The organism is Streptomyces sp. NPDC021224, from assembly GCF_044332905.1.
Taxonomy (GTDB): domain Bacteria; phylum Actinomycetota; class Actinomycetes; order Streptomycetales; family Streptomycetaceae; genus Actinacidiphila.
This window is the reverse complement of the sequence record NZ_JBIRPW010000007.1, coordinates 418,361-433,504: the sequence shown is the minus strand read 5'-3', so window position 1 is coordinate 433,504 and position 15,144 is coordinate 418,361. Positions and strand designations below refer to the sequence as shown.

The 15,144-nt window shown below is 74.4% G+C and carries 14 protein-coding genes; 7 read left to right on the top strand and 7 right to left on the bottom strand.

Annotated elements, in window-relative coordinates; genetic code table 11:
• Positions 1-93: 93 nt before the first annotated feature.
• Complete coding sequence (locus tag ACH4PY_RS20780) at positions 94-708, bottom strand: LysE/ArgO family amino acid transporter (protein WP_398184569.1); 615 nt, start codon at positions 706-708, stop codon at positions 94-96.
• Positions 709-777: 69 nt separating this feature from the next.
• On the opposite strand from ACH4PY_RS20780, the gene ACH4PY_RS20775 reads away from it, so the two are divergent.
• Complete coding sequence (locus ACH4PY_RS20775) at positions 778-1,761, top strand: LysR family transcriptional regulator ArgP (RefSeq protein WP_398184566.1); 984 nt, start codon at positions 778-780, stop codon at positions 1,759-1,761.
• Here the strand turns inward: ACH4PY_RS20775 and ACH4PY_RS20770 are convergent.
• A complete protein-coding gene (locus tag ACH4PY_RS20770) occupies positions 1,701-1,970 on the bottom strand; it encodes a hypothetical protein (protein WP_398184563.1) in 270 nt (89 codons plus the stop codon). The two genes, ACH4PY_RS20775 and ACH4PY_RS20770, sit on opposite strands and share 61 nt — an antisense overlap.
• Before the next feature lie 116 nt (positions 1,971-2,086).
• Here ACH4PY_RS20770 and ykgO point away from each other — a divergent pair, with 116 nt between their 5' ends.
• Positions 2,087-2,209, top strand: coding sequence for a type B 50S ribosomal protein L36 (ykgO, locus tag ACH4PY_RS20765; protein ID WP_031521705.1), 123 nt, complete (start codon positions 2,087-2,089; stop codon positions 2,207-2,209).
• A 154-nt stretch (positions 2,210-2,363) separates the two neighbouring features.
• On the opposite strand, the gene ACH4PY_RS20760 is transcribed toward ykgO, so the two are convergent.
• Both ACH4PY_RS20760 and ACH4PY_RS20755 read right to left on the bottom strand, forming a co-directional pair.
• Positions 2,364-3,131 carry a TetR/AcrR family transcriptional regulator gene (locus ACH4PY_RS20760; protein WP_398184559.1) on the bottom strand — a complete coding sequence of 256 codons (768 nt, stop codon included), beginning with the start codon at positions 3,129-3,131 and terminating at the stop codon, positions 2,364-2,366.
• 38 nt (positions 3,132-3,169) lie between these two features.
• Positions 3,170-4,639, bottom strand: a complete 1,470-nt coding sequence (locus ACH4PY_RS20755) for an MFS transporter (protein ID WP_398184556.1) — start codon at positions 4,637-4,639, stop codon at positions 3,170-3,172.
• Positions 4,640-4,988: 349 nt separating this feature from the next.
• Between ACH4PY_RS20755 and uppS the strand changes: the two genes are divergently transcribed.
• The 3 genes from uppS to ACH4PY_RS20740 all read left to right on the top strand — a co-directional run bounded on the left by uppS (position 4,989) and on the right by ACH4PY_RS20740 (position 7,760).
• Positions 4,989-5,765, top strand: a complete 777-nt coding sequence (uppS, locus tag ACH4PY_RS20750; protein WP_398184553.1) for a polyprenyl diphosphate synthase — start codon at positions 4,989-4,991, stop codon at positions 5,763-5,765.
• A 51-nt stretch (positions 5,766-5,816) separates the two neighbouring features.
• Complete coding sequence (locus ACH4PY_RS20745) at positions 5,817-6,554, top strand: class I SAM-dependent methyltransferase (protein ID WP_398184550.1); 738 nt, start codon at positions 5,817-5,819, stop codon at positions 6,552-6,554.
• Between the two features lie 138 nt (positions 6,555-6,692).
• Positions 6,693-7,760 (top strand): alcohol dehydrogenase catalytic domain-containing protein, encoded by a 1,068-nt coding sequence (locus ACH4PY_RS20740; RefSeq protein ID WP_398184547.1) that lies wholly within the window; start codon positions 6,693-6,695, stop codon positions 7,758-7,760.
• Between the two features lie 13 nt (positions 7,761-7,773).
• Here the strand turns inward: ACH4PY_RS20740 and ACH4PY_RS20735 are convergent, their stop codons facing one another.
• Positions 7,774-10,158, bottom strand: a complete 2,385-nt coding sequence (locus ACH4PY_RS20735; RefSeq protein ID WP_398184544.1) for a glycoside hydrolase family 65 protein — start codon at positions 10,156-10,158, stop codon at positions 7,774-7,776.
• Between the two features lie 93 nt (positions 10,159-10,251).
• Positions 10,252-10,920: a helix-turn-helix domain-containing protein gene (locus ACH4PY_RS20730; protein ID WP_398184541.1), complete on the bottom strand. Its 669-nt coding sequence runs from the start codon at positions 10,918-10,920 to the stop codon at positions 10,252-10,254.
• A gap of 228 nt (positions 10,921-11,148) precedes the next feature.
• On the opposite strand from ACH4PY_RS20730, the gene ACH4PY_RS20725 reads away from it, so the two are divergent.
• Positions 11,149-11,976: an endonuclease/exonuclease/phosphatase family protein gene (locus ACH4PY_RS20725; protein ID WP_398184538.1), complete on the top strand. Its 828-nt coding sequence runs from the start codon at positions 11,149-11,151 to the stop codon at positions 11,974-11,976.
• Positions 11,977-12,131: 155 nt separating this feature from the next.
• Positions 12,132-13,214, top strand: a complete 1,083-nt coding sequence (locus tag ACH4PY_RS20720; protein WP_398184535.1) for a tyrosine-protein phosphatase — start codon at positions 12,132-12,134, stop codon at positions 13,212-13,214.
• A 128-nt stretch (positions 13,215-13,342) separates the two neighbouring features.
• Here the strand turns inward: ACH4PY_RS20720 and ACH4PY_RS20715 are convergent, their stop codons facing one another.
• Positions 13,343-14,950 carry a purple acid phosphatase family protein gene (locus tag ACH4PY_RS20715; RefSeq protein WP_398184532.1) on the bottom strand — a complete coding sequence of 536 codons (1,608 nt, stop codon included), beginning with the start codon at positions 14,948-14,950 and terminating at the stop codon, positions 13,343-13,345.
• Between the last annotated feature and the right edge of the window lie 194 nt (positions 14,951-15,144).

The window sequence follows — 15,144 nt, the reverse complement described above, 5'->3', positions numbered from 1 at the left end:
CCGGGGCAGGCACGCACCACGGCTGCTCGCGGCCGGGAGCGTACGGATCCGGTCCGTGCCGGGGAGGCCTTCACGGACCGGGGGCGTACGGGTTCAGGCGCGGGCCGCCATCAGCACGCCCAGGGTGATCATCGTGCACGCTATGGCCGCGTCCAGCGCCCGCCACGAGCCGGGCCGGGAGAAGGGCCGCTCCAGCAGCCGGGCGCCGAAGCCCAGGCCGGTGAACCACACCACACTGCCGGTCACCGCGCCCACGCCGAAGCCCCACCGCGCGTGGCCGTAGCCGTTGGCGACCGAGCCGAGCAGCAGCAGGGTGTCGAGGTAGACGTGCGGATTCAGCCAGGTCATCGCCAGGCAGGTGAGCACCGCTGTGCGCAGTGAGCCGCCCGTGCCGTCGGCGGCGGTCAGCGCCGCCTGCGGGCGCAGCGCGCGGCGGGCGGCCAGCACCCCGTACGAGACGAGGAAGGCGCCGCCGAGCCAGCCGATCGCGGTGACGGCGGACGGCCAGGCGCGCAGCACCGAGCCGACGCCGCCGATGCCCGCCGAGATCAGCGCGGCGTCGGACAGCGCGCAGATCGCCACCACGGCGGCGACGTGCTGGCGCCGTATTCCCTGCCGCAGCACGAACGCGTTCTGTGCGCCGATCGCCACGATGAGCGACAGTCCGGTGCCGAGTCCGGCCAGGGCGGCGAGCAGTGCGGTGGTCATGATCGAAGCGTAGGAAGCCGGACGGACAACAGTCCAGCTCAGCTTTCTTACGTAAGATTAGCGAATGTGATGACGGACGGACTTCCGCTGGACCAGGTACGCACTCTGCTCGCAGCCGTCGACGAGGGCACTTTCGAGGCGGCGGCCGAGCGGCTGCACGTCACGCCGTCGGCGGTGAGCCAGCGCGTCAAGGCGCTCGAACAGCGCACGGGCCGTGTGCTGCTGCTGCGCTCCAAGCCAGTGCGCCCCACGCCGTCCGGCGAGGTCGTGGTCCGTTTCGGGCGGCAGCTCGCCCGGCTGGAGCAGGACGCGGGCGCGGAACTCGGGCTGGCCGGTGCGACCGGGCCCGCGACGCTGCCGGTCGCGGTCAACTCCGACTCGCTCGCCACCTGGTTCCTGCCCGCGCTCGCCGAGGCCGCGGCCACCGCGGACGTCTGCTTCGACCTGCACCGCGACGACCAGGACCACACCGCGCTGCTGCTGCGGCAGGGCCGCGTGATGGCCGCCGTCACCTCGTCGCCGGAGCCGGTGCAGGGCTGCTCGGTGCGCCCGCTCGGCCGGATGACCTACCGCGCCTACGCCGCCCCGGCCTTCGCCGCCCGGCATCTCGCGGACGGCCCGCTCGCCGTGACGCTGCCCGCCGCGCCCATGATCGTCTTCGACCGCAAGGACGACATCCAGGACGCCTTCCTGCGCGGTCTCGCACCCGGCCGCCGCACCTCGGGGCAGCTGCGTACCTACGTGCCCGCGTCGGAGTCCTTCGTCGCCGCGGTCGCCGCCGGGCTCGGCTGGGGCGCGATCCCCGACGGGCAGGCCGCGCCGTACGTGGCCGCGGGGGCGCTGACCGGGCTGGCGCCGGAGCGGCCGGTGGACGTACCGCTGTACTGGCAGCAGTGGAAGCTCGACTCGCCGCCGCTGGCCGCGCTCACCGCGGCGGTCGTCCGCGCCGCGGCCGCGGCCCTGGAGCAGGGGCCGCCGCGGCGCGGACGGGGTCAGTCCTCCCGTCCGGTGCCGGGCTCGTCGTCCGGCGAGCTGAAGTCGGGGCTGGAGTAACCGGGCCGGGAGAATCCGGCCTCCTCGGGAACGAGGTCGTCGGCGTCCTCGGCCTCGTAGTCGGGGCCCTCGAAGGGCGGGACGGTGAAGTCCGGCACCTTGAAGTCGCCGATCGTGTCGTCCGGGCCGGTGAAGTCCGGACTGGAGAAGTCGGGGCTGGAGTAACCGGGGGAGAAGTCGTCGTCCCCGGCTGCGGAATCCTGGCTCATACCTGCCCTCCGTGCGCGCGGGCGCCGCGCGGAATGAACGCGGGACCGCCGCCGTTGTGGTGCGTGCACGACAAAGTATGACCGGCTGGCCGGCATACGAGGAGAAAGGCCGGAAAATGAAGGTACGCAATTCGCTGCGGTCGCTGAAGAACCGGCCGGGCGCCCAGATCGTCCGCCGCCGCGGCAAGGTCTACGTGATCAACCGCAAGGACCCGCGGATGAAGGCCCGCCAGGGCTGACCGCCGCCCCCGCACACCCCGCGGCACGCCGTCCCCGGCGTGCCGCTCTCGTGTGCCTGGGGCCCGGCCGTGGCGCCTCGGGCCCTTGTACGGCCCACTTTTCGTATACGGCCGCCGCTTCCCGCCGGCCGTGCGGGTGCGCGCCCCGGGCCCGTCAGCCGTGCGGGTGCGCCGCCCGGTGCCGGGCGTCCGCCGTCGCGGTGCCGATCCTGCGCAACTGCTCGCGGGTGGCCGCGGGTGGGCTGTCCTGCGGGACGGTCACCGAGCGCAGGCCCGCGAGCTGGATGTCCAGATGCCGCCGCCAGGCGTCCGGCACGACGGTGCCGCCGGTCTCGACGATGCCGCGCAGGCCCCAGATGAGCGCCATCACGTCCCCCAGCTCGACGCCCGCCGCGACCCGGCCCGCCTGCTGCGCCTGGACCAGCAGCTCGGTGATCCGGTCGCGCAGCACCTCCACGCAGGAGGCCTTGTGGCCGACGAGCTTGTCGGCGTAGCCGCGGTGCTCGCTCAGCGAGCGGCCGATGACCCGCAGGAACGCCTCCAGTCCCGCCCCGTCCGGCAGCGTCAGCGAGCGGGCCGCGACCTCGGTGAGCTCCCTGAGCATGAGCCCGGCGATCTCGTCGACCAGCGCCTCCTTGTTGGGGAAGCGCCGGTAGACGGTGCCGACGCCGACGCCGGCGCGGGAGGCGATGAGCTCCATGCTGGCGTCGGTGCCGAACTCCGAGAAGACCTCGCGCGCCGCCTCCACCACCAGCTGGTGGTTGCGGGCGGCGTCGCGCCGCATCGGCCGGACGGGCTGGCACTCCGGCTCGTGGGCGTCCGCTGCGGCCGTGCCGTCGGTCGCGGCCGGAGCCGGCGGCGTCCGCGGATGAGGCGCCGCCTGCTCGGGTGCCCGGTCCCTGGTGCGCGCATGACCTGTCATCGTCGCTCACTCACTCCCGCGGGCCCGGCCGCCGCCACTCATTCGGGCTTGTCACCCACGACCGTACCCCCGGGGACCATCGCCAACTCCGGATGCTGCGGTTCGTCGGCGAAGTCGATCCGGGTGGTGCGCCGGGTGACCGGGATGAGCAGCGCGGCGACGGCCGCGATGAGCAGCGCCCCGCCGAGCATCGCGAAGCCGTTGGTGTAGCCGGCCTCGCGCGGCAGGCCGTCGGCCGCCGGGCTCGCGGTGACGACGCTGGCCATCAGCGCGGCGCCGATGGAGCCGCCGATGGTGCGGATGTTGGCGTTCATGCCGCTGGCCACACCGGTCTGGGCGGGCGGGACCGCGCTGACGATCAGGCTGGACATCGCGGCGAAGGTGAGCCCGAAGCCCGCACCCATGATGCCGGTGGCCACGTACAGCTCCCAGGTGCTGGTGTGCGCGAAGGCCAGCAGCGCCATCGAGACGGTGCCGATCAGCGAGCCGATGAAGACGACCTTCTTGCCGCCGATCCGGTTGGACAGGTTGTTGCTGCCCAGGCCCACCAGGAACATCATCACGGACATCGGCACCAGGATCAGGCCGGACTGCGTGATGCTCGCGCCGAAGCCGTAGCCGGTGGACTTCGGGGTCTGCACGAACTCCGGCAGGAAGGCGAAGACCGCGTACATGCCGACGCCGACCAGCAGCGCCACCAGGTTGTTGGTCCACACCGCCGGGCGGGCCATCATCTTCATGTCGATCAGCGGGGTGGCCGCGCGGTTCTCGACGAGCACCCAGCCGACCGCCAGCACGACGGCCGCGATCAGCAGGCCGATGACCTTGACCGAGCCCCAGCCCCACGTCGGGGCCTCGCTGAGCGCGACCAGCAGTGCCACCAGCCAGGCCGACAGCAGTACCGCGGGCGCCCAGCTGATCCGGCCGGGCGTGCGCACCGGCGACTCGGGGACGAAGAAGAAGGCCGCCACCGCCGAGGCCAGCGTGAGGATCATCGGCAGCCAGAACAGCCAGTGGTAGTCGAGGGCGTTGACGATCGGGCCGGCCAGCACGATGCCGAGGCCGCCGCCGACGGCCAGCAGTGAAGCGATCAAGCCGACCGCGCCGTTGAGCTTCTCGCGCGGGAACTCGTCCCGGATGATGCCGAACGCGAGCGGCAGGACACCGCCGCCGATGCCCTGGATCGCCCGGGCGATGATCATCACCTGGACGTTGGTCGCGAGCGCCGCGAGCAGCGACCCGGCGGCGAGCGCGCCGAGCGTCGCGACGAAGACCCGCTCCTTGCCGATCATGTCGCCTACACGGCCCATGATCGGCGTGAATATCGAGGCCGACAGCAGATAGGCCGTCAGGACCCACGTCACGGTGTTCTGGTTGGTGTGCAGGTCTTCCTGGATCGTCGGCAGCACCGGCGTGACCAGGGACTGGAGCAGCGAATACGCGGTCACACCCGCCGCAAGGACCGCGAACGTGACCTGGTGGTGTGTGCGCCGGGTCTCGGACGCCATGGAACTCCTTCAGAAGTGAAGCGGAACGATCATTCCGGAATACAGGATAAGCCATCAGGAATGACGGTTCCGTTTCATGGCGATGAGGGAAAGCGCACATCGATACGGGGAATACGCCGCCCGCCCGCGTGCGCCGCCGCCGGTCTGCAGCTTCCGGCCGGTTCCCGCGGACCCGGGCACCGGGGTCGGGGAGAGCGCTTTCCTGCCCCCGCGCTCCCCCTTACGGTGTGCTGCGGCGGGACCAGCCCCCGGGAACGGCCCGGTCACCCTAGTCTTCGGTCAGGAAAGCAAGGGGAGAGCCCAGGGAGCGCCTCGGGACCGCGGGGGCGCCAGGCAAGGGGAGACCGCCGTGGGGATCACGACACCGGTATACGCCCTGTACACCCGCCGGCTGCGCCGGAGGCTCCGCGGCGGGGCGCTGCCCCGCCACATCGGGCTGATCATGGACGGCAACCGCCGCTGGGCCCGCAAGGCCGGGCTGGCCAGCCCCAGCCTCGGCCACAAGGCCGGTGCCGAGCACGTGGACGACGTCCTGGCCTGGTGCGAGTCGCTCGCCGTCCGCCATGTCACGGTCTTCGTCTGCTCCACCGAGAACCTGGCCCGCCGCGGCGAGGACGAGGTCGGCTTCCTCATGGACCTGATCACCCGGGTCGTCACCGAGCGGCTCGCCCGCCCCGGCGCCCGCTGGCGGCTCCATGTCGCCGGCGACCTGTCGGTGCTGCCCGACCGTACCGCGCACGCGCTCAAGGAGGCCGTGGACGCCGGGCGGGAGATCACCACCGGGAACCACGTCACCCTCGCGATCGGCTACGGCGGCCGTCAGGAGGTCGTCGACGCGGTGCGCGAGGTGCTCACCGGGCACGCCGAGGCGGGCCGCTCGCTGGCCGAGGCCGCCGACGCCTTCGAAGCCGACGACATCGCCCGGCACCTGTGGACCGCCGGGCACCCCGACCCCGACCTGGTGATCAGGACCAGCGGCGAGCAGCGGATGTCCAACTTCCTGCTGTGGCAGGCCGCGTACGCCGAGCTGTACTTCTGCGACGCGCACTGGCCTGCCTTCCGCGAGGTCGACTTCCTGCGGGCGCTGCGCAGCTACGCCGCCCGCGAGCGCCGCCGCGGCAGATGACCGGCCCGCACGGACCGGGGCGGCGGGGCCCGCCCGCCTATCCTTGGCCGGGTGTTCTCACCCGAGGGACCCACACTGCGCGAGCTGGCGGTCCAGGCGCTGTCGTCCGTCGAGCACGGCTACGACCTGCTCGCCCCCGACTTCGACGCCACCCCCTTCCGTACCCCCGACGCCGTCCTGGACGCCACCGCCGAGGCCCTCGCCCCGCTCGGCCCCTTCGACGCCGGGCTCGACCTGTGCTGCGGTACGGGCGCGGGCCTGCGGGTGCTGGCGCCGCTGTGCCGTACGCGTGTGACGGGCGCCGACTTCAGCGCCGGGATGCTCGCCCAGGCCCAGGCCCAGGCCCAGGCCGCCGCCGCGCCCGAGGACGGTCCGCGGCGGTCCTGGGTGCGTGCCGACGCGCGTGCCCTGCCCTTCGCGCAGGGCTTCGACCTGGCCGTCAGCTTCGGCGCCTTCGGCCACTTCCTGCCCGCCGAGCGGCCCCGGCTCTTCGCGCAGGTCCACCGGGCGCTGCGGCCCGGCGGGCTGTTCGCCTTCCCGCTGGGCGCCCCGCCACCTCCGCGGTCGCCCTGGTACTGGGCCTTCGCGGGCTTCGACGCGGCCATGCGGGTGCGCAACGCGGTACGCCGCCCGCCCTTCGTGATGTACTACCGCACCTTCCCGCTGCCCGCCGTCCGTGCCGACCTCGCGGCGGCCGGCTTCGACGTCGCCCTCACCCCGCTGACCGCCCTCGGCCGCCGCGCCGACGGCAGCCCCCGCGCCCGCCTGGTGCTGGCCCGCCGCCGCTGACCGGCGGGCGCGCGGCCGCGCCACATGCGTGACGGGGCGGCTGCGGCGACCATGGATCGAGGGGGCGTCCGCGCGCCGCCGGCGGCGCGGGCGGCCCGCCGGCCGAGCCACAGTCGCGGTTGCGAGGAGATGATCCCCATGAAGGCCATGGTCTTCCACGGTCCCGGCCAGTCCGGCTGGGAGGACGTCCCGGACCCCACGCTCCAGGACGCGGGCGACGCCATCGTGCGCGTCGAGGCCACCACCATCTGCGGCACCGATCTGCACATCCTGGGCGGTGACGTGCCGGACGTGCGGCCGGGCACGGTGCTGGGCCACGAGGCGGTCGGCGAGGTCGTCGAGACCGGCGCCGCGGTGCGCGGGGTGCGCCCCGGCGACCGGGTGCTGGTGTCCTGCGTGACCGGCTGCGGGCGCTGCCGCTACTGCCGCCAGGGCGCGTACGGGCAGTGCCTGGGCGGGGGCGGCTGGATCCTCGGCCACCTCGTCGACGGCACGCAGGCCGAATACGTCCGGGTGCCCTTCGCGGACTTCGGACTGCACCCGCTGCCCGCCGCGGTGGACGCCGCGCAGGCCGTGCTGCTCGCCGACATCTTCCCCACCGGCTACGAGGTGGGCGTGCTCAACGGCCGGGTGCGGCCCGGCGACACCGTCGTGGTCGTGGGCGCCGGGCCGGTGGGGCTCGCGGCGATCGCCACCGCCCAGCTCTTCTCGCCCGCCCGCACCATCGCCGTGGACCTCGCGCCCGGACGGCTGGACGTGGCCAAGCGGGTCGGCGCCGACGCCATCGCCGGTGTCGCCGAGAGCGAGCAGCTGGTCGCCGACCTGACCGGCGGGCTCGGCGCGGACGTCGTCGTCGAGGCGGTCGGCCGCCCGGAGAGCTTCGAGCTGTGCGCCCGTATGGTCCGCCCCGGCGGCCACCTGGCGAACGTCGGCGTGCACGGCAGGCCGGTCACCTTGCACCTGGAGGACCTGTGGATCAGGAACCTGACCCTGACCACCGGCCTGGTCGACACCTCCTCCACCCCCGACCTGCTGCGCATGCTCGTCGACGGCCGCCTCCCGGCGTCCGCGCTGGTCAGCCACACCTTCGGGCTGGGGCAGATGGAGGAGGCGTACGAGGTCTTCGCCGGCGCCGCCGACACCGGCGCCCTCAAGGTCGTGCTCGGCGAGCCCCGGCACGAGGAGCTGACACTGCGCACCGCCTGACCCGCGGCGCCCCTCAGCGCGGCAGGTCCACCGTGACCTCGCCGCCGGGGGCGACCTGGTAGACGTGCCCGTCGACCGCCACCGCGACCGGGTCCTGGCCGGAGTCGGGCACCCCGATCCGCAGCCGGCCGCCGTGCAGCGCGAGATCGACGCCCCAGTGCGTCCGGTAGCGCAGCGACAGCGAGAAGCGGGACAGCTGCGGCAGCGGCACCGGGTCCAGCCGCAGGCAGTCGGCCTGCGGCTGGAGTCCGGTCAGTCCGCGCTGCACCAGGTCCAGCGTCCCGGCCATGGCGCCCAGGTGGATGCCCTCGCCGGTGGTGCCGCCCTGGAGGTCGGCGACGTCGCCGAGCAGCGCCTCGCGCACGTGGTCCCAGGCGTCCTCGCGGCGCGAGCGGGCCAGGACCCAGCCGTGCACCAGACCGCTGAGCGTCGAGCCGTGGCTGGTGCGCGCCAGGTAGTGGGACACCGTCCGGGCCCACAGCTCGTCGTCCAGGGTGTGCCCGAGCCGGGCCAGGAGCGCGGCCAGCTCCGCGGGCGGGAAGAGGTAGCCGAGCATGAGCACGTCCGCCTGCTTGGAGGCCTGGTAGTGGTTGACGCTGTCGCCCTCGGCCTCCAGGATCCGGTCGAGTCGGCGGATGTCGCCGTAGCGCTCGCGGTAGCCGGTCCAGTCCAGCTCGTCCAGCTCGCCGTAGCCGTCGAACTGGCTGATCACGCCCGCGTGGAAGGGCACCCGCAGCCGCCGGGAGACGTCCTGCCAGCGCTCCGGCTCGTCCGCGCCGATCCCCAGCCGCTCGAACAGCTCCGACCGCCGCGGCGCGGGCATCGACCCGGTCAGCTCCAGCGCGCGGGCCAGCACCCACGCGGCCGTGACGTTGGTGTACGCGTTGTCGTCCAGCCCCGGGCGGTCCGTCCCCGGGTAGGCGGTGTGGTATTCGTCGGGGCCCACCACCTGGCGGATGCGGTAGCGCTCGTACGCCGGGTCCCACACCGCGCTGCCCGCCCAGAAGCGGGCGACCTGGAGCAGCATCTCGGCGCCCTCGCCGTGCAGGAAGGCGGTGTCGCCGCTGGCCAGGCAGTACTGCCAGACGTTGTACGCGACGGCCGAGCCGACGTGGTGCTGGAGGTGGGTGTGGTCCGGCAGCCAGCGGCCCGAACGCGGGTTGAGGTGCAGCCGCTGGGTCTCCTCGTGGCCGTCGCTGCCGCTCTGCCACGGGTACATCGCGCCCTGCCGCCCCTCGGCGCGGGCCGCGCGGCAGGCCGCGTCCAGCCGCCGGTGCCGGTACATCAGCAGCGCCCGCGACACCTCCGGCAGGTGCAGGTTGAGGAAGGGCAGCACGAACAGCTCGTCCCAGAAGACGTGGCCGCGGTAGGCCTCGCCGTGCAGCCCGCGGGCCGGGACCCCCACGTCGAGGTCCGCGGTGTGCGGCGACAGCGTCTGGAGGACGTGGAAGAGATGCAGCCGCAGCACCGCCCCCACCGAACGCGGGACCTGGATCCTGGCCCGCTGCCACAGCCGTTCCCAGGCGGTGGAGTGCTCCGTGAGCAGCCCCGTGACGTCCGCCGCGCGCGCCACCCGCTCCAGCGCGGCGTGCAGCGGGTCGTGGATCGCCGAGTCGCGCGAGGTGTGCAGCGCGACGACCTTCTCCACGGTCACCGGGCGCGTGGCGTCCACCGCCGCGGTGACCCGCCGCAGCACCCCGCGCCCGCCGGGGACGGGCGGCTGCGCGCGCACGTCCGCGCCGGTCACGCGGATCCGGGCGGCCAGCGCCACCTCGATGCCGGAACTGGACGTGCGGCAGCGCAGCCAGCCGGTGTCCTGGCCCTCCGCGCCCGTGCGGTGGCCGGTCAGGTGGTGCCCGTCGAGGTCGCGGTAGCGGGCGACGCCGCTGTTGGCGACGTCCCCGTCGAGGCCCGCCTCGATCTCCAGGTCGCCGCTCCAGCCCTCCGCGGTGACCACCAGCCGCTGCGCCGCCAGGTGCGGGTCGCCCATGTGCACCAGCCGGGTCTCGGTCGTGGCGAGGATCCGCCCCGCGCCGTCCCGCAGCCGCGTACGCCGCTCCAGGGTGCCGCCGCGCAGGTCGAGGACGACCTCGTGGTCGAGCACCTCGCACACGTCGGGGCCGAACCAGGAACCGCCCGCCGGGCGCACCCGCAGCGGCAGCCAGTTCGGCAGGTTGACCATGTCCTCGTTGTCGACCTCGCGCCCCGCGACCTTCGACGTCAGCCGGTTGTAGCAGCCGGCCGCGTACGTACCCGGGTAGTGCGGGCCGCCCGCGGGTGACTCGGCCGCCGCGCCGCGGGTCGCGAAGTAGCCGTTCCCCAGCGTGCACAGCGCCTCGCGCAGCTGCTCACGCTCCGGGTCGTAGCCCGCGTAGCGCCAGGCCCAGCCGTCCTCCATGCCGCGGTCCCTTCGGCTCGCCCGGCGCGGGAACCGCCGGCTGTCGGTGGTGGGTCGGTACGGGGCCGGGCCGCCGGTGCGGGCGGAGGGCGCTCACTCCGTGTCGATACGGCGGCCGGTGACGCTCTTGGGCCGAACCCGTATCCACAGCGGGCGGTCGCCGCCTGCCCACGGCTCCGGGGCGCGGGCGGTCAGCACCTCGGTCTGCGCCGGGTCCTCGACATGCTCCGCGGTGCCGGTCAGCAGCACGCTCCAGCCGCGGCTGAGATGATCGTCGATCTGGTCGACCTGGAAGGACACGCCCTCGCCGGGCGCGGGCGCCGCGGGGCCGCCGGACTCCGTGCGGTAGACCACCGTGCCGCCGTCCACCAGGTAGTTCACCGGCAGTACCGCGGGCCCCGGCTGCACCGGCACCGCGATCCGGCCCACACCGTGCGTGCCCAGCCGGTCCCAGCACTCGTCGGTGCTCAGGTGCGCGAGCACCGGGCGCGCGGAGGCGTCCGGCTGCCCCGGCGGCGGGTCACGGCGGCCCTCCATGAGTTCCTGGTAGGTGAGGTCCAGGGCGGCGGCCACCCGGACCAGTCCGCCCGGGTCGAAGTCCGGGCCGGAGTCCAGCAGGTGCTGCAGATACCGGGGGGACATCGCCGCCCGGGTCGACAGCGCGCTCTCGCTCAGCCCGAGCTGCGCCCGGCGCTCCGCTATGCGCCGCACGATCGGATCACGTTCGGTCCGCTGCCCGCCGGTGCGCGTTTGGCCGGCCATGTCGGACCCTCCCTCCGCCCGAACCTCGGGCAAGATGCCACACCCGTACATCCAGGGTCACGCACCTTCGCCCACCGCGCCACGTGGGACGACCGGCGGCGGGGTGCCGCACGGCGCCGCCGGGGGGCAGGATGAGCACCCCGTGCCCGGCCGGTGACCGGCCGGGACGGTGCCGGTACGCAAGGACGCGGGGCGTCGCGGGCGCTCCGCCGGGGGAGGGACACGGCGATGCGCGTGCTGACCTGGAATCTGTGGTGGCGCTTCGGCCCCTGGGAAAGGCGCCGCGAGGCGGTCCTGGAGGTGCTGCGGGAGCTGCGGCCGGACGCGGTGGGCCTGCAGGAGGTGTGGGAGGCCGACGGCGAGAACCTCGCCGGGTGGCTCGCGGAGCGTCTCGGGATGCACTGGACGTGGGCCGCCTCCCGGGCACCGCACGGCTGGCGGCGCAGGACCGGCGAGCCCGCCGCCGAGGTCGGCAACGCGGTGCTCAGCCGCTGGCCCGTCACCGAGCGGGCGGTGGTCGAGCTGCCCGCCCGGCCCGGCGAGGACGACGGGCGGCTCGCCCTGTACGCGCGGCTGGACGCCCCGGGGCACCCGGTGCCGTTCTTCACCACACACCTCACGGCGGACCTGGCCGCCTCGGCGGTGCGCTGCGCGCAGGTGCGGGCGCTCGCCGCTCTCGTCGCCGCCCGCCGCGGCGGCACCGGCTTCCCCCCGGTGGTCACCGGGGACTTCAACGCCTGGCCGGACTCCGACGAGATACGGCTGCTCGGCGGCTACCGGACCGCCCCCGCGGCGCCCGGCCTGACCCTGCTGGACGCCTGGGAGTACGCCGCCCCCGGGCTGCCCGGCGCGACCTGGGACCCGGCCAACCCGTACGCCGCGGTGCACGGCGAGCCGCCCGCCCGCGTGGACCACATCCATGTCGGGCCGCCCGGCCCCGGCGGTCTCGGGCGGGTCCTGGACGTGCGGCGGATCGGCACCGGGGAGATCGCGGGCGTCTGGCCCTCCGACCACGCCGGGGTGCTCGCCGACCTGGACATGGCGGGCGGGGGCTGACGGGGGCCGCGCCGCGGCGTTCGCGCGGCGGTCCTGCGGCAGCGCTGCGGCAGTTCTGCGGCGGGACTTTCCGTGGCGGTCCCCGGCGGGCCACCCGGGTGTCATGTACAGGGGGATGGATGGCGGCGACGTCCACCTCACGTGAGGAGCACTCCGTGCGCATCCCCCGTACCGCGCTGGCTCTCGCCGTCGCCGCCGTCCTCGGCGCCACCGCCGCCGGGCCGCTCGCCGCTCCGGCCACCGCCGCTCCGGCCGTGGCCGCCGCCGACGCCGTGGTGTCCGCCGCCCCGTTCACCGCCGCGCAGGCCACACTCAACGCCGACGGCAGCTACCTGGTCAGCTGGACCTCGACCGCTGCCCAGGTCGGCGTCACCGCCGTGACCGGCGCTTCGGACACCGGCGGTGTCGCGCTCGGCGCGGGCTCCGGCACGGGCAGCCTCACCGTCCCGGCGGGCACCCTGCCGGCCGCCGCGCGCTGGTACTTCCGGCTCACCACCCCCGACGGCTCCGCGCTCACCGTGGCCGAGCGCTCGCTCGGCCTGCCCGACGCGCGCAACTTCCGCGACGCGGGCGGCTACCGCACCGCCGACGGCCACTGGGTGCGCACCGGCGTCGTCTACCGCTCGGGCAAGCTCAGCGGCCTGACCGCCGCCGAGCAGCAGGTGCTCACCGTCGAGGGCGTCACCCTCGACGTCGACCTGCGCAACGCGGGCGAGCGCTCCGACGACCCCGACCGGCTGCCCGCGGGCGTCGCCTACCAGGTCGCCGACGTCGTCTCGGTCGCGCACGGCGTCAGGTTCCACAAGGACGCCGCCGCCACCCTCCTCCAGGCGCTCGCCGCCGGGCTGTTCAGCGGCTCCTCCGACCTCGGGCAGTCCATCGGCTACCCCTTCATGGTGAACTTCGTCGGCGCCGACTACGCCTTCCACGACGCCCTCACCGCCGTCGAGCACAACCCCGGCGCCACCGTCCTCCACTGCACGGCGGGCAAGGACCGCACCGGCTGGGCCGACGCCGTGCTGCTGACCCTGCTCGGGGTCCCGCGGGCCACCGTCGAGGCCGACTTCCTGGCCAGCAACGCCTACACGGGCGACCCCGACGCGGTCGAACTGTCCTGGCTGAACGCCGCCTTCGACGAGGTCGACGCGGTCTACGGCAGCTTCGACGGCTATCTGCACCAGGGCCTGATGCTGACCGACGCCGACATCGCCGCGCTCAAGGCCAAGCTGCTCGTCTGACCCCGCGTCCGCCGTCCTCTCGGCTCGTCCCCGCGAAGGGGATCTGTGTACCCGATATTCGGCGCGGCGGAAGGCGGCCCGCGGGAGCAGTTCCCGCGGGCCGCCGCACCGGTGACGGGACGCGGGTGTCAGCCGCGACCGTCCGAGCGCTTGCGGTGCAGCGTGAACTGCTCGAAGACCGACAGCTCGCCGTGCGGCTTGTTCACGTTGTAGTACGTGACGTGCATCCGGGTCGTGTCGCCGGGGAAGCGGCCCGGGTCGACGGTGAAGGCCGCGAAGCCGTAGGGGTGCTCGATGTCGCGCACGCCCGTCCAGACCGCTTGCTCCCTGACGTACGTCGCGGCGCGCTTGCCGCCGCCGGAGGGGCGGCTGTCGGCCACCGCGGTGATCACCTTGGCGGTGCCGTCCCGGAAGAAGGCCTGGTTGGTGGTGCCCGAGACACCGCCGCCGCCCAGCACCATGTGGACGGTGCCGAGGCCGGTGTCGATGTCGTCGGTGCGGTGCGAGGCCGGGTTCGGGGTCAGCGTCTCGCTGCCGCTCACCACGCCGCGCACCGCGAGCGAGCGCTCGTAGTTGTGCTCGTGCCCGCACACCACGAGATCGACCTGGTAGCGGTCGAACAGCGGCCCGTACGCGGCCCGCAGGCCGAGGTCCGCGCCGTTGGCGTCGGAGGAGCTGATCATCACCTGGTGCATCGCCACGACGATCCAGTCGATGTCGCGGTCCCGCCGGGCCGCCTTCAGCTCCCGCTCCAGGAAGGCCAGCTGGCGCCCGCCGGAGTAGCCGTGCACATAGTTGTCGCCGCCGTCCTGGAGGGCCACGTCGTCGTTCTGCAGCACGATCACCCGCACCGACCCGGCCGTGAAGGCGTACCACAGGCCCGCCAGCTCGTCGTCCGTCTCGGTCGAGGGCAGCTGGAAGTACGTCTGGTAGGCGCCCAGGCCCAGCGGGCCGTTGCCGGACTCGATCTCGTGGTTGCCCGCGGCGGGCATCCACGGCCGGAAGCGGGCCGAACGCGAGTTGTTGGCGAAGAAGTTGTTCCAGGTGCGCACCCGGTCCACGTCCAGGTTGGCGTAGCACAGGTCGCCGTTGAGCAGGTGGAAGAGCGGCGCGACCTGCTCGACGCCGGTGACGATGTCCATCGTGGCGGGCGTGGAGTTGGCGTCCAGCGCCACCGTGCCGTCCGCGGACCAGGTCACCTGCGGGGCCGACTGGTCGCCGAAGCTGGTGAAGGTGAGCGGCTGCCGGCCGCGCGGCGCGGTGCGGAAGGTGCCGCTGTCCGGGGTGCCGCCGTCGTGCGAGGCGAGGTAGTAGTAGTCGGTGCCGGGGCGCAGCCCGCCGAGCAGCACGTGGTGGACGTACACCGTGCGGCCCGACTTGCCGTCGGTGTACGTGCGCGTCCGCGCCGCGGCGCCGGAGCCCAGGCCGTGCTCCAGCGTGCCGTAGAGCACCCGGGGGCGCTTGACCGGGCCGTCGGTGATCCAGGACACCGCCATCTGGGTCGACGGGTCCTTGCCGAAGGTGAGGTGCAGGCCCAGCACCGGGGAGGCGCCGCCCGCGTCGGGGGTGGGGTGGAAGGCGGGCGCCCCGGCCGGGGCGGCGGCCGCGGTGCCGGCGCCCAGCAGCGGCACGGCGACCGCGCCCACCCCCGCGCTGCCCAGCAGTCCGACCGCGGTACGCCGGCTGAGGCGGTCACCGGACGCGGACGGCTCCGGGGTGTCCATCTGTGCGACCATCGTTGCTCCTTGGTGCATGGGCTGGGATCGCGTGCAGACTCGCGCCCTCCGGCGACGCCCAGTTGAACACCGGCTGTCCACCGCGGGTCGGAAGACGCGGCCGTGCCGCGCCCGGACTCCCGGCGCCGCCGGCGGCCCGCGCGCCGCACCGCCGCTCGCGCCGTGCCGCGGACGGCTGTTCGTGACGCGTACCG